The sequence below is a fragment of the Micromonospora sp. DT41 genome (assembly GCF_049841715.1).
Lineage (GTDB): Bacteria > Actinomycetota > Actinomycetes > Mycobacteriales > Micromonosporaceae > Micromonospora > Micromonospora profundi.
Genome location: NZ_JBNCKU010000001.1, coordinates 594,305 through 606,904, shown reverse-complemented (window position 1 = coordinate 606,904; position 12,600 = coordinate 594,305). Strand labels below are relative to the sequence as shown.

The 12,600-nt window shown below is 67.1% G+C and carries 14 protein-coding genes, 1 tRNA gene and 2 pseudogenes; 13 read left to right on the top strand and 4 right to left on the bottom strand.

Annotation, left to right across the window (positions count from 1 at the left end; genetic code table 11):
- Position 1 precedes the first annotated feature (1 nt).
- From ACLQ23_RS02810 to ACLQ23_RS02770, 9 genes and pseudogenes are all read left to right on the top strand, one after another.
- Positions 2-397: a hypothetical protein gene (locus ACLQ23_RS02810; RefSeq protein WP_425880290.1), complete on the top strand. Its 396-nt coding sequence runs from the start codon at positions 2-4 to the stop codon at positions 395-397.
- Positions 378-1,280 (top strand): phosphotransferase family protein, encoded by a 903-nt coding sequence (locus ACLQ23_RS02805; protein WP_425880289.1) that lies wholly within the window; start codon positions 378-380, stop codon positions 1,278-1,280. The genes ACLQ23_RS02810 and ACLQ23_RS02805 overlap by 20 nt, the downstream gene beginning before the upstream one ends.
- The gene (locus ACLQ23_RS02800; protein ID WP_425880288.1) at positions 1,277-2,392 is read left to right on the top strand and encodes a glycosyltransferase family 4 protein; all 1,116 of its coding nucleotides are present in this window, start codon (positions 1,277-1,279) and stop codon (positions 2,390-2,392) included. The genes ACLQ23_RS02805 and ACLQ23_RS02800 overlap by 4 nt, the downstream gene beginning before the upstream one ends.
- 3 nt (positions 2,393-2,395) lie before the next feature.
- On the top strand, positions 2,396-3,508 hold the full coding sequence (locus ACLQ23_RS02795; RefSeq protein WP_425880287.1) for a glycosyltransferase family 4 protein: 1,113 nt from the start codon (positions 2,396-2,398) through the stop codon (positions 3,506-3,508).
- An 18-nt stretch (positions 3,509-3,526) separates the two neighbouring features.
- Positions 3,527-4,204, top strand: a complete 678-nt coding sequence (locus ACLQ23_RS02790) for a histidine phosphatase family protein (protein ID WP_425880286.1) — start codon at positions 3,527-3,529, stop codon at positions 4,202-4,204.
- Positions 4,205-4,315: 111 nt separating this feature from the next.
- Positions 4,316-4,843 carry a DUF6244 family protein gene (locus tag ACLQ23_RS02785; RefSeq protein WP_425880285.1) on the top strand — a complete coding sequence of 176 codons (528 nt, stop codon included), beginning with the start codon at positions 4,316-4,318 and terminating at the stop codon, positions 4,841-4,843.
- Between the two features lie 209 nt (positions 4,844-5,052).
- Positions 5,053-5,439 (top strand): hypothetical protein, encoded by a 387-nt coding sequence (locus tag ACLQ23_RS02780; protein WP_425880342.1) that lies wholly within the window; start codon positions 5,053-5,055, stop codon positions 5,437-5,439.
- A 13-nt stretch (positions 5,440-5,452) separates the two neighbouring features.
- A complete protein-coding gene (locus tag ACLQ23_RS02775) occupies positions 5,453-5,902 on the top strand; it encodes a SitI3 family protein (RefSeq protein WP_425880284.1) in 450 nt (149 codons plus the stop codon).
- Between the two features lie 70 nt (positions 5,903-5,972).
- Positions 5,973-6,170: pseudogene (locus ACLQ23_RS02770) on the top strand (DUF296 domain-containing protein); the annotation flags it as partial.
- 91 nt (positions 6,171-6,261) lie between these two features.
- On the opposite strand, the gene ACLQ23_RS02765 reads toward ACLQ23_RS02770, so the two are convergent.
- Positions 6,262-6,831, bottom strand: a complete 570-nt coding sequence (locus tag ACLQ23_RS02765) for a hypothetical protein (protein ID WP_425880283.1) — start codon at positions 6,829-6,831, stop codon at positions 6,262-6,264.
- A 602-nt stretch (positions 6,832-7,433) separates the two neighbouring features.
- Here ACLQ23_RS02765 and ACLQ23_RS02760 point away from each other — a divergent pair.
- Positions 7,434-7,509, top strand: a tRNA-Arg gene (locus tag ACLQ23_RS02760).
- Positions 7,510-7,882: 373 nt separating this feature from the next.
- Here the strand turns inward: ACLQ23_RS02760 and ACLQ23_RS02755 are convergent.
- The gene (locus tag ACLQ23_RS02755; RefSeq protein ID WP_167945990.1) at positions 7,883-8,056 is read right to left on the bottom strand and encodes a hypothetical protein; all 174 of its coding nucleotides are present in this window, start codon (positions 8,054-8,056) and stop codon (positions 7,883-7,885) included.
- Between the two features lie 327 nt (positions 8,057-8,383).
- Between ACLQ23_RS02755 and ACLQ23_RS02750 the strand changes: the two genes are divergently transcribed.
- Positions 8,384-8,653 carry a DUF6959 family protein gene (locus ACLQ23_RS02750; protein WP_355592777.1) on the top strand — a complete coding sequence of 90 codons (270 nt, stop codon included), beginning with the start codon at positions 8,384-8,386 and terminating at the stop codon, positions 8,651-8,653.
- Positions 8,654-8,756: 103 nt separating this feature from the next.
- Here ACLQ23_RS02750 and ACLQ23_RS02745 read toward each other — a convergent pair.
- Positions 8,757-9,472: pseudogene (locus ACLQ23_RS02745) on the bottom strand (LPXTG cell wall anchor domain-containing protein).
- A 358-nt stretch (positions 9,473-9,830) separates the two neighbouring features.
- On the opposite strand from ACLQ23_RS02745, the gene ACLQ23_RS02740 reads away from it, so the two are divergent.
- Positions 9,831-10,766 carry a hypothetical protein gene (locus ACLQ23_RS02740; RefSeq protein ID WP_355592773.1) on the top strand — a complete coding sequence of 312 codons (936 nt, stop codon included), beginning with the start codon at positions 9,831-9,833 and terminating at the stop codon, positions 10,764-10,766.
- A 54-nt stretch (positions 10,767-10,820) separates the two neighbouring features.
- Positions 10,821-11,705, top strand: a complete 885-nt coding sequence (locus ACLQ23_RS02735) for a maleylpyruvate isomerase family mycothiol-dependent enzyme (protein WP_425734681.1) — start codon at positions 10,821-10,823, stop codon at positions 11,703-11,705.
- 75 nt (positions 11,706-11,780) lie between these two features.
- Here the strand turns inward: ACLQ23_RS02735 and ACLQ23_RS02730 are convergent, their stop codons facing one another.
- The gene (locus ACLQ23_RS02730) at positions 11,781-12,545 is read right to left on the bottom strand and encodes a hypothetical protein (protein WP_355631103.1); all 765 of its coding nucleotides are present in this window, start codon (positions 12,543-12,545) and stop codon (positions 11,781-11,783) included.
- Positions 12,546-12,600: the final 55 nt, after the last annotated feature.

Below are 12,600 nucleotides of genomic sequence, written 5' to 3'. Positions count from 1 at the left end.
CATGTGGCTGCGTCTGGCCCGCGAGCATCGTTACCGGTTCGTGCACGTCCCGGAGCCCACCGTCGTCTACCACCGCATCGCGAGCGAGGCCAGCATGGTCGGCGCGACCGTCGGCGATGGGCATGCCCTCGCCCACTTCGGGACCCTGACCGAACAGATGTGGTGTCGCTGGCCCGCCCGCACGCCCAAGGCGCAACACTTCCGGCTGTACATCGCCGTCATGTATTGGCACTCGTTGGCGCGCCTGGCGGCCGGTCATGCGCTCAGTGACCAGTACTTTCAACGCTGCGTCGCAGAGATCGCCGCGGTCTGGCACGGGGAGCGCTCCGAGACCGGCCTTCGCCAACGGCTCATCGACTCGATCAAGGAGACCGCCGATGTCGCACACGCCGCCTGATCTGCCTGGCTCAGCAGCCACGATCGGGCTGACCATCGACACGGTGCTACGGCGCACGGACAAGACCCTGCTGGCGCGAGGCTCGTTTCGCGGCGAACCGGCAGCGGTGAAATATCTGATCGACCCAGATCCGTTTTGGGCGGCCAAGTGGCGGCACGAGCTGGACGTGTACGAGGTCTTCGGTGACACCACCCCGCCGGTCCGCGTTCCTCGGCTGCTCCATACCGACCGTGACCGGCTGCTGATCCTGGAATGGGTCGACGCACCGCCCCTCGCGGTCGAACGTTACCCCCAGCGAGAGCTCGATACCCGGGAGGTCGATGCCGTCCTGGACTGCATCACCGCGTTGAATGAGTGGACCTACCCCGCCGTTCGGTTCTCACCCACCTTCGACTACTCCGACCGCGTGGCTCGGTACCAGGCCAAGGGGTACCTCACTGAGGGCCAGCGAGAGGCCCTGGACAGTCTGCTGGCCCGCTGCGACGCGCTGGCACAGCTCAATCACGGCGACCCGCTGGCCAGCAACATCCTCGTCAATGCCGGCCGTTCCGACAGCGATGACGAGGCCGAGACCACGGCGGTGCTAGTCGACTGGGAGTTCACCGGGCTGTTCCTTCCTGGCTTCGACCTTGCGATGCTCCACACCCAGGTCGGCGCGAGTACGCCAATGATCCGCGAGCGCATCGAGGCGATCGTCAGTGAGACGGGCATCGAGGCCGCATTCGCGCTCAACCTCGCTGTGGTCCTGACCCGCGAGCTGCGCCTGCACCACGAACTGCCCGAGGACGACCCGGCCCGGACGCGGTGTCTGCCGATCATCGAGGCCGCCTGGACCTCGGCCAGCACCCGCCTACAACGGCTCGCCGCGGCGAGGCCAGCATGATCCACGTAGCCCTGGTCCACCGGGACCTCCACGAAGTGAGCCGCGGCGGCATCTGCATCCTCTACCGCTCCCTGGCCGACCTGGGCGCATCGGTAACCATGATCACGCAGGAGTCACCCCACCCATTGCGGGCGAAGGATGTCACCGTCGTCTCGCTTCCCCGCACCGAAGACCTGGTTCAGCACCGCGAGGCCGTCGCCGACGCCCTCGACGCGGTCAGGCCCGACGTCGTCGACTGTTCCACCTGGGAGGCGGAGACCCTGCGGTATCTCGCCAAACCTCGCGAAGACCGAGCCCCCGTCCTCGTACGCGGCGAGTTCAGCGCGGCCCGCCTCGACGCGGGCGACCTCGCTCGCGACGAACACCAACTCGTCCAGGCCGCCGACCAGGTCATCGCCGTCAGCCAGTACGCGGCCCAGGATCTCGCGACGGAGTACGGCATTCCTCTGCCACTCGCGGTGGCCAACGGAGTCGACCGCGAACGGTTCCATCCTGGGAGGCCAACCACGCCCGCCAGCGGCTTCCACATCGACCTCGGGGCCGACGGCCACGTCGCAGGCCGCAGACCGATACCTGACGTCCTCGCGGCCGGAGAAACAGTCTCGCCATGGTCGCCCGATCCGGCGGGACGCCTCCGGCTCGTATGGGTCGGAAAGATCACGCCGATGAAGGGCTGGGACGTGCTCGAGACCGCCGCGACCCGGCTTCGGGACATCGCCTCTATTTCCGTGCTGCTCGGCCACTCACCAACGTTCGCGCCGGTCACATCAGCCAGCAGCGAACTCACCGTCCTCCAAGATCTGGACGACACCGACCTTCCGGGCCTCTACCGCGCGGCGGACTGGCTGCTGTCCACGTCGCGCTGGGAAGGCTTCGGCCTCGCCATCGCCGAGGCGCTCGCCTGTGGCACCTCGGCCCTGCTGCCAGAGCACCTCGGCACCGCGCCCGAGCTGCTCGCCGCCAGCGGCGGTTACACCTACCGCGACCTCGATCACCTCGAGGACATCCTGACCCAGGCCGAACGCCCAGCCGGCCGCCTTCCCGACCACTTCGACTGGGCAGCCAACGCGGCCGAAAGTCTCCGGCTCTACCGAGCGCTCGTCGGCAGGTGAGCTGTGCGAATCCTGCTGATCGGCCCACACCACACCGGCGGAAGCATCCCGCCCTACCTCGACGTCTTCACCGCCGCGCTGCGATTCCTCGGCGTGCAGGTCGACCGCCTCGGCTCGTCGGGCGTGCCCTACGACAAGGAGCAGGACCGATTCTGGACGGCCGAGCGCGTCCGCCAGGAGGCCGAGGGCATGCTTGCCGACGTCGACGTGAACACGTACGACCTGCTCTCCATCCACTTCGGAAACCTCGACGTCGAACAACTGCTACCCCAACGGTGGCCAGCCCGCCGACCTCCGGCCGTCTACCACCTACACAGCCTCGACTGGACCCTGTTCACCGACCACATCCCCGAGCCGGACCTACGCGAGGCGGTGAACAGGGGAGTCGCCGGAATGGACGCCTTCGTGTGCTTCGGCGCCTACGGAGCCGAGCGCCTCGAGACCCTCGCTGGGCCCCACGCACCACGCCTTGTCTCCTGGCTGCCAACCACCATCCCATCGGGCACCTCGCCGAGATACCCGAAGGATCTTGCCGCAGCCCTGGAACCCTCGGACCCCCGGCCGCTTGGCAGTCTCTACGGCTACGCAGCCCCCTGGAAAGACACCGAGAACCTGATCGCTGCATGTAAGCGGACGAAGGAACCCGGCCGCATGATCGTCGCGGGCCCGTTCTGGGACGTCCCATCACAGGCAGGATTGGATCTCGCCGCCGAGGTCAAGGGCACCACGCACGGATCAACACAGCTGCGTGTCGTACCGACCTACCTCGATGCCGCCGCTCGGTTGGCGCTCGTCACGGCGACGGACTTTGCGATCTTCCCCTACCGCACCCAGCCAACCTTCCAGGGCAGCGGTGCCATCGCCGACTACCTCGCCCACGGTGTGCCCGTCCTCGCAACGGACGTTGCCAACATGGCCGAACTGATTGGCGACGCGGGAGTGGTCATGGAGCCGGCGAATCCGCACTCGTTGGCCGACGCGGTCGATCGCTTCATCCACGATGTTCGACACCGAAAGACCCTGGCCAGCGCTGCCCGGTGCCGCGCCCGCCGCTTCAGCGCCGTCCACCACGCCGTCCAGTGCCTTCGGTTCTACGACACCCTCATCAGACGCTGAGAGCGGGGACCAGCGAACATGACACTTCCCGCTGAACTGATCATCGCCCGCCATGGCGAGGCCCACTGCAACCGCGAACAGATCGTCGGAGGCCCGCAAGGGTGTCGCGGACTCACCGACCGCGGCCGACGCCAGATCGAACGACTAGCCCAACGACTTGGTCAAGAGCACCACGAGCGCCCGATCCACGCCATCTACACCACGCCGCTGCGCCGAGCCCAGGAAAGTGCCGCGATCATCGGCGCGTACCTCAGCTTGGACGCCGAGGCCGTCGCAGACCTCGCCGAGCAGGACTACGGCACCGCCGACCGGCGGCCGTGGACCGACGTTGTCGCTGAGTACGGGGACATCCCTGCTCTCGATGCGGACCGTCCGCTCGCAGCCGGCGGCGAGACCTGGCGGGACTACCTGCATCGGTCCAGCGTCGCCATCGGCGAGATCACGACCCGGCATGTAGGTGAGCGCGTCCTCGTCGTCGGCCACGGCGAAACCATCGATGCCGCCTTCCGCCACTTCCTGGCCGTGCCCATCGCCGGTCGGGCCACCGCGGGTGTCGCGGCGCACCACGCGAGCGTCACGACCTGGGTACAGCAGCCGCTCTCCTGGACCCGGCCCTCCGCTGGTTGGCGATGGAACCTGACCAGCCACAACGACACCCGGCATCTGTTCGCAGATGCAGAGATGACCGAAAGTTAGCGGGTCTGTCTGCGGTGCCGACCGCCTCGCCGGTGTCTAGTGGCCTCGCGAGTAGCCCGGTAGTTTCAGCTGTCGAGCACTTTCGCTTTCATCGATTGGGGCGCCGGCCACGTGTCGCACATCGAGAAGATCACCGGTGAACTCCGCGCGTTGATGACCGGGGTCGAACGCGCGCAGGGGTTGGCAGCCGCCGCTGACAGTCAGACGCAGGAGGTGGCGTTGCGGGCCGCGGGCGCGGGCTTCGTCGCCGTGGCGGCGGGTGTGGCGCGGGTGCGCATCGCGATCACGGGCATCCAGGGCGGCCTGGGAAGTCTCGCCGGTGCGATCGGTGAGGCGACGAAGGCCACTGCGGCGGTGCCGAACGAGGCCACCCCGCAGGAGACGATCGCCGGGCTGGCGCCCGTGCTGAGCGCGGTGGACACTGCTCGGGACGCGGTGGCCGGGGCTATCACCGGAGTCGGTGAGGCGCAGCAGCTCGTCGCCGTGGTTCTGCAGGGTGGGCAGCCTGGGCCGCTGTTGCAGGCGTTGGAGGCCATCAAGCAGGTCCTGGTGCTGATTGTTCAGCGCACTGGCGGGGCCCGGCAGGCCATCGAAGGGGCGATCGCGCAGGCCCGGCAGTTGGGGTCGTCGGGAAACTGACGAGGGCTGGCGGTCATCCACCGGCCAGCCCCGCCCCTCATGCCACCGGCCGCCCATCCCCGACGGCCCCCACCCTGGGCAGAACTGTCTCCACGGACCCTGACGCAGCAACCCCGTGGACCAGGCGTCCCACCGGCGTCGGCGGTGGGTCGCCTACCGGACGTCGAACCCGGATCTCCGCGAACGAGAAGCCACGGGAGCGGCGTGCCCTGGAGTTGGAGAACGAGTGTGCCGACAGGGTCGCCGGCAAGGGGTACCGGGTTCACCAGAACCCCACGAGGCAGGAGGTCGCGGACGCGCGACTCGAAACCGGGGATTCTGGGAGGCCGGAAAAGGCACCCGACTTCCTCATTGAGGGGCATGTCTTCGACTGCTACGCGCCCACCGCTCCCGTGCCGCCCCGCGCCGTCTGGAGCGCCGTGTCCAGGAAGGTCGACACGGAGCAGACCCAACGCGTGATGTTGAACCTCCACGACTGGCGAGGAGACCTCGCCGCCCTGCACAAGCAGTTCCAGGACTGGCCCGTAGCAGGGCTGAAGGAACTGGCGGCGGTAACGCGCGACGGTGCGATCATTCAGATCATCCGGCGAGACTGATGAAGGGGTGCAAATGGCTGTCGAGTACCGGTTGACGCTGGCGGGCGACATTCCACTGGAGCAGGTGGCGGAACTGGCTGCTCCCGGAGCAGTCGAGACGTCCACGGCGTCCGGCGGCAGGATGCTCAGCGCCGACCTGAACGACGATTGCGGGTACGTCGTGGACATCACTGGCGGAAGGCACGGCTACTGCAGTGCCGAGGACGACGGTGGCGCCCTGTGGGAATGGGAGCCGGAGGCCTACGTCGACGTCAGCTTCTACATGCGCAAGGACACCCTGGTCGACAAGGGCAAGCCCCATATGCTGGCAACCGTGGCCAGAATCCTCACCGGCAGGGCCGAGGACGCCGCCCTGACCCTCAACGGCGACGTACTGATGCTGACGCGCATCGCGGGGACCATCCAGAAGCACAACACCGACGGATGGTACGACGAAGACTACGACAGGATTCTTCACCTCTGACGGGCGTACGTCCTCGGCTGGACCCACCACAGCCACTTCCCCCGACCAACCCGACCGGAAGTGCCTGAGTATGCGCAGCCATGACCTCACGCCCGGACGGATGATCGGCGTCACCTTCGATCATGGCGAGGACTTCTTCACCGCCCTCGCTGACGCCTGCCGCGCCAACGGCATCCGGCACGGCTACATCCCTGTCTTCATCGCCGGGTTCAGCACGGTCGAGATCGTCGGCACCTGCCAGCGTCTGGACGACCCCCAGGCCCCGGTCTGTTAGGGGTGCTGTGTTCGCAGGCACGGGATGCCACGTACGGTCGTTCCCGGCGGGGCTTATCGCTCGCGCGTCTGGCACCTCCGACCTATTACCTCGTCTCGTCGGTGCGCCGGATGACAGCCTTGGCCACGGGCTTGAGTGGACGCCAGTCCACGCCGCTACCTCGCCAGTAGCGGTCGCAATCGGCTTCGATCTCGGACTTGAGTTCGTCAAGATGGGCATAGAACGCTTGCTCAGCCTGGCTGAGGCCTTTGCCCTTCATCTGCTCCCTCAAGTCATCGAGCCTCTTTTGGACTTGCCGCAGCGCGATGCCGGCGGCCGCACTGAACCCGCGCTCGAAATGTGCGTCACCGTGGTCGTTCATCGTCTCTTGAACCGAGTCGCGGACGGCGTCCATGATGAATCGGCCTGCTTTCGGGATCCGCCCTGCGCGCGCCTCCGTACACACGAACCCGATCCGGGTCAGTACGCGTTGCGCCTCCATGGTTGTGAACGTTGTGCGGTCCCATCCAGTCACGTGCCCGAGGACCTGCTTGGGCGGGAACATCTGCCCGTTGACCTCGACCATGTGCTTCTGGATCAGTTCAGGATCCTCACCCATCATGCGGGCCTCCACCTCCGGCTTCGTGAGGTCGAAGTCCCGGCCACCTACCTTCATCTACACACCTTCGTCTACTTACAGTAACTTACTGTAAGTAGATAGTAAGTTCTACCCTTCACTTGGTCAAGCAGGAGCGCCGGATCGGCTTCTGGTGGCCGCCCATCGTCCGCGTGAGGCAGTCGTGAAGCAGCGGGGGCCAAGCCGGCATAACTCGGCCGTGGGCGGACACCTGGTGGGGCCGTCGCCGTAGGCATCAGGGTGGGGCATCGTCTTCACAGGTCGGACGCCAGCAAGCCCATGAACCAAGCGTCCGCCGACGTGCTCGGCGGGCCTCGCCGTCGGCGTGGGTGAGGTCGAGGGCTGACAGCGCGTCGGTCACCGCCGTCCGGTGCCCGGTGTACGGGCCAGCGGGTCTTGGGCCCGGGGAAGCCCATCATGACCTTCGATGATGTGCGCGGTGTGTGCTCTCCAGCGGATGCCAACCCGGGTGAACCGGTACCAACGCGGGTCACCGCAGCCGACCGCCGGTCGCAAACCGGGGTCCGTGTGCTCGGCGTGTGGTCCTGGCTGGGTAAACGGCGGTCCGGGGAACGTGGGTGAACCTAGGCCACTCCCTGCCACCCCAGGTGAACCCCCAGGTCGCTAGACTAGGCCCTCGCGCCCTCGTAGCTCAGGGGATAGAGCATCGGTTTCCTAAACCGTGTGTCGCAGGTTCGAATCCTGCCGGGGGCACCAGGTCACAGCCGTGAGTAACGATCACTGTCCGGCCTGCCAGGGCTTGCGTGCCCGATCGCGTCGCCACTGACCTGCTCACGTCAACGCGGCCCGCTAACCGCCGCGCCGCCCGGCTCCGGCCTGCTGGTGACCTCCGGCTATCAGCCTCGACCGTCATCGTGGGACGTAGCCGGTTGCGAAGTGGACCAACAGGCGCATCGAAGATCGTCTCGCCGACGCCCAGGGTCAGTGCCACCGCGGCGAGCGCCGCGATGCTGCCCCAGCCTGCGGTGAGCAGCACGGCGAGCATCGCCAGGACGGCGCCAGATCACCGCCGAGGGCAAGGGCGGGACGGCCCCGCGCCCGGCCGAAGCGGGAGCGCGGGGCCGGCGGGTCAGCGGACCAGCGCTGTCACCAGCGTCCCGATGCAGGCGACGATGGCGGCGATGATCGGACTGAGCGTCTTGACGTACGCCAGGATGATCCGGTGCCTGTCGGACTGCTCGGCAACGGGTTCGTCCTCGTCCCCTGGTGTCTCGAAGTCTGACCCGCGAGGGATTACAGTCAACGTGACTCCTTCCGTTGCAGCGGTGGAGTCGAATGCGGCGTCCGGTGGCAGCCGGGCGCCGCCCTCTGTGTGAGGCGGCGCAGTACCGTTCGACGGTTCGAGCATCCTCTCGGCGGACGGCTAGCACAAGAGTCGACATTTCACTGTCGGGTACCTGACAAGCAGATGCATCGTATCGAGAAAATTTCGGCGCTACCTCTTGCCAAATGCAATTTTCCGTGAAGCTGTTCTACCGAGCGTGACTGCGCTGAAGCGGATGGTGAGCAGGCGGGCGGTCTGGCCGTCGGGCAGCTAGCCGCGTTGCAGGTAGTACTGGATCCTGATCGGATGAGCCAGGAGCAAGCGCAGGTGCTGACCCGTGGTGTCAACTGTGCAGTCGTGCAGCTGGTGGGCCGAACATTTCCTGGCATCCATCTGCAGGGCGACACGTTCGCAGGGATCTGGACGCAGTTGGCCGACGCGGCTCGTACCCTGCGCGAGGACCCCGGTAACGGCGAGGCTCTCGACGACCTGGACTGCACCATCGGAGAGCTGAAGGGCTTCCTCGGCTATTACGAGGCGACGCTCTCGGAGCGAGGGATCCGGCGGCCGTATTGACGAGAGCGGTCACCACGGCACGGTTCGCGGCGCAAACACGAAACGAACCCCGCCAAACACAGCGCCCGGCCCACGAACCATCGGGCCGGGCGCTGTGTTTGGGCTATGCCACGAAGCGGGAACGGCGTCGGCGTCCGATGAGGTAGCCCACGCCGCCGAGGAGCAGAAGCGCGCCGCCAGCGCTGGCCACGGTCGCGGTGTTGGCACCGGTCACAGGCAGCCCACCGCCATCGCCGCCCGAGGCGCCCGGGCTGTCGGAGGACGAGGGGGTCGGCGCAGCGGTCGTCGTGGCGCTTGGCGACGCGGTCGGCGTCGGCTTGGGCGTCGGCGTCGGCTGAGCCGCGCAGTCAAGCGCACGCGCGGCGTACACGCCGTCGTTGAGGTAAGCCAGGAAGGCATCGACGGTGCCCGCGTCGAGCGTCTTCTGCGCCGCCGCCCGCACGTTCACGCCAGCGCCCGTCATCGTCTGGCCCACTTCGATCCGCAGATCCGTTGTCCAGACCGTCTGCGCGTCAGTCTTGAGGAACGCGCGGAGATCATCTTCGGTGCCGTTGAGTCGTTCCTGCAGTGCGCCAGGCAGAACGGTCAACGTGTTGGTGTCTGCCTCGTGCAGGATTCGGGCGGCCAACAACCGCACCTGCACGGTGGCAGCGGTGTCCAGGTCGATTGTGTAAAGCTCCCGGATGTCCTTGTACACCTGGCGCTCGACCGTTTGGCAGGCCGCGTCCAGCCCGGGCGTACGGTTTGAGCCATCGCCGGTGCCGCCGGAATCAGAAAGGTCAGCGCTAATAAGGCGCTGGCCGTGGTCTTCCATCGCACGTGTGTTTCCTCCCCCGCTACAGATCAAAACATGGGGATATTGCCGGCGGTGGAAGGAAAAGCAAGATGGATTGACGTCCTGGAGCGCGCGCGGAAGCTGACCCTGCGGTTCTGCTTCGGCCAAGCGCCGCCACAGCCGGTAGGGGTGGCGACGCCGCCCGCGGTTCGCGCGACGAGTACTGGCTGCTCAAACCGGTCAGCTCCTGGATGTGCCTGCTGTGGTCGGGCCAGTCGCCAGTTCGCTACGACGAGCCGGACCGTCCACTGCCGACTGCGCATTCTCGAAGATGCACATTGATCGCCTTGAGTGACATCATCACCGCTCACAGTCATCAGGCGCTGACCCAGGGAGAGATGGATGACGGAAACGCGCACCACAGCAAGACAACAGGTTTCGAGCGTCTCCGTTGACCCTCGACCCCAGCGCAACGGCGTCATCATCGCGGCAAGCGTCGCGGCTGGTGTCCTGCTGGCGGTGCTGTGGTCCTACGAGTTCGTCGACTCGGTCATCGGTGACAACATCGCCAGCGGCCTTCTCGGTCACGACGCGAAGGAGACCGCGATCGCCGGTACCGCCGCCGGTCTGATCTTCGCGTTCGTGTCGGGTCTGGCGGGCACGTTCACCGCCTGCAACATCGCGATGATCGCGTCGATCGGGCCGCTCAGCGCGGCCAGTAGCGGCACCAGTGCCCGGCTCCGGCTGCTGTTGCGGCCGGTCGCCTACCTCACCCTGGGGATGGTCGTCGTCGCTGCGGTGTACGGGTTCGTCGGGGTCCTGCTGGGTGACAGGCTTCCGCAGTTGTCGACCGAGACCGCCGGCGGGGTGCCGGTGCGCATCATCCAGTCGTCGGTGGTGTTCGGCCTCATCGGGTTGGCCCTCATCTACCTCGGGTTGGCCGCGATCAAGGTGGTGCCCGACATGTTCGCCGATCGTCCGGTCGCGCGGGTGGTGACCCTCGGCGCGCTCATCGGCGGTTTCCTCATCGGCCGGCCCTATCCGTTGTTCAACAAGCTCTTCCACTGGGCGGTCGACAGCGGCAACCCGTTGTACGGCTCAGCCGCGTTCGTTCTCCAGTCCCTCGGCAACATCGTCGTGGTCACCGCGCTGTTCGCGCTGCTGATCCTGGCCACCCGGGGCCGGTTCATCACCTGGCTCGCGTCCGACGTGCGGCGCAGCACGGTGCTAAGCGCCGCCCTGCTCATCGCCCTCGGTGTCTTCAACGTCGTGTACTGGGACGTCCGGGTGCCTGCAATCTTCGGCTTCGGCTGGTTCCCGACCATGTTCTACAACTGACACCTGCGCCATCAGGCGTACAAGCGATGAAGCGGGGGCTCGATGCTGTTCGACGTGACTGGCGCAGGCGCTGCGGACAGGTGGCGCCTGGCCAACACGGCACTGCGGGCGGCCACCGATCGGTTCACCGATCTGGTGGCCGCCGCGCCGTCGCCAGGGTTCAGGGTTACCGCCGACTGGACAGTGGCGGACACGGTGGCGCACGTGGTGTCGATAGCGGTCCTGTACGTGGCGAGGCTGGAGGACACCGAGGTCCCCATCCCGGTGCCGGGCTTGGAGGACATGCTTGCCGTCACGAACGTCGACACGGTGGCCGACGTCAACACCCACGTGCTCGCCCATTTCCGCGAGCGCGACCCGGCGATCCTGCTGGCCCAGTTGAACGCGGCGGTCGACGGTCTGCTGGCCGCGACCGCTGACCCGCAGTCGACGGTGAGCTGGCTGGGCAACGCTCGGGTGACGGTCGGTGGTCTGTTCGCCCACCTGACGAACGAGCTGCTCGTGCACGGCTGGGACATCGCACGGGCGTCGCGTCAGCCGTGGCCGATGCCGGACGAGCACGCCGCGCTCTACTGGGATCTGTTCATGTTCGACATGCTCCGTGACACGTACGGGGTGTTGCTCAACACCGAACTGCCGATGCCCCGCCACCACGTGTCCGTGCAGTTCCGTTCCCCGCATACGACGACCACGACGCTGACGCTCGGCGACCGTAGGGTGTGGATCGCGCCGGCCGATGGCCCGTTCGACGCGCGTGTGACATTCCGTCCCGCCAGGTTCAACCTGATGATGTTCGGCCGGATCAGCATCGCGCAGGCGGTGCTGCGGCGCGACGTCGTCATCGGTGGGCCGAGGCCGTGGCGGCTGCCCGCGTTCCTCCGGGTGGTGCACATGCCCAACGGCCGGCTCGCGCCGAAGCCAGCAGATCGGCGCGGTTGATCGCACCTCGACAGTCCTGCTGACGCGACGGTGCCCTCCGCAGTGAGATCCGGAGGGCACCGTCGTTCCGTCTGATCAGAGGAACTTGTACATCTCCTCGGAGGCCGCCTCGGTCTCGTTGGCCGGCGGGGCCTTCACGGTGACCGGCTCGCCGAAGCCACTCATCTTCATCTCGGTGACGAGGTCACCGACGCTCTTCGTGGCGATGGTGTAGGACAGCGCGGTGAGCCGGCCCTCGCTGTCGAGGGTCGCCTCGAACGGGATCGCCGCCGGGTCCTTGGCCAGCTTGGCGGTCGCCTCGAGGCCCTCGCGCATCCCGCCGTCCGAGCCTGCGGTTTCGGCGGCCTTGTTCAGGTCGGCTACACCGGTGTAGCGGCCGGGGCTGACCTCCTGGGCGCTCACGACGCCGCCGATGATGCCGGTCTGCGCCTTGAGGTCGAACGACTGGCGCATGGTGCTGGTCGGCTTGAGCTTGTTGAGGTCGATCTTCATCCACGGCTTGCTGCCGTCGAGCGAGTCCGACTTGATATAGGCGACGTCGCCGATCAGGCGGGCCTCGACCGGCTCGGGGGCGTTCCCGGTGACCTGGATCGCCTTGGCGGTGGGGTCCATCTTTCCGCTGAGGGTGATGTTCTGGTTGCCAGCCTTGACCGAGGCGTCCATGGTGACCGTGTTGGTGAGGCTGCGGTCCATTCCCTGCCGGATGGCAGCGACGGGCTCGACCTTCGACGTCTCGGCGGCGGGGGGCGCGGATCCTCCGGTGTCACTGGAAGTCGTGCCGCAGCCGGCCACGAGGGCCGCGGTGATGGCAATCGAGAGGGTTGGGATCAGTCGACGCATAGACGTGACCCTAACGGGGCGGTGCCACAGGATTTTCGCGGGTCCGGAGCCTGAG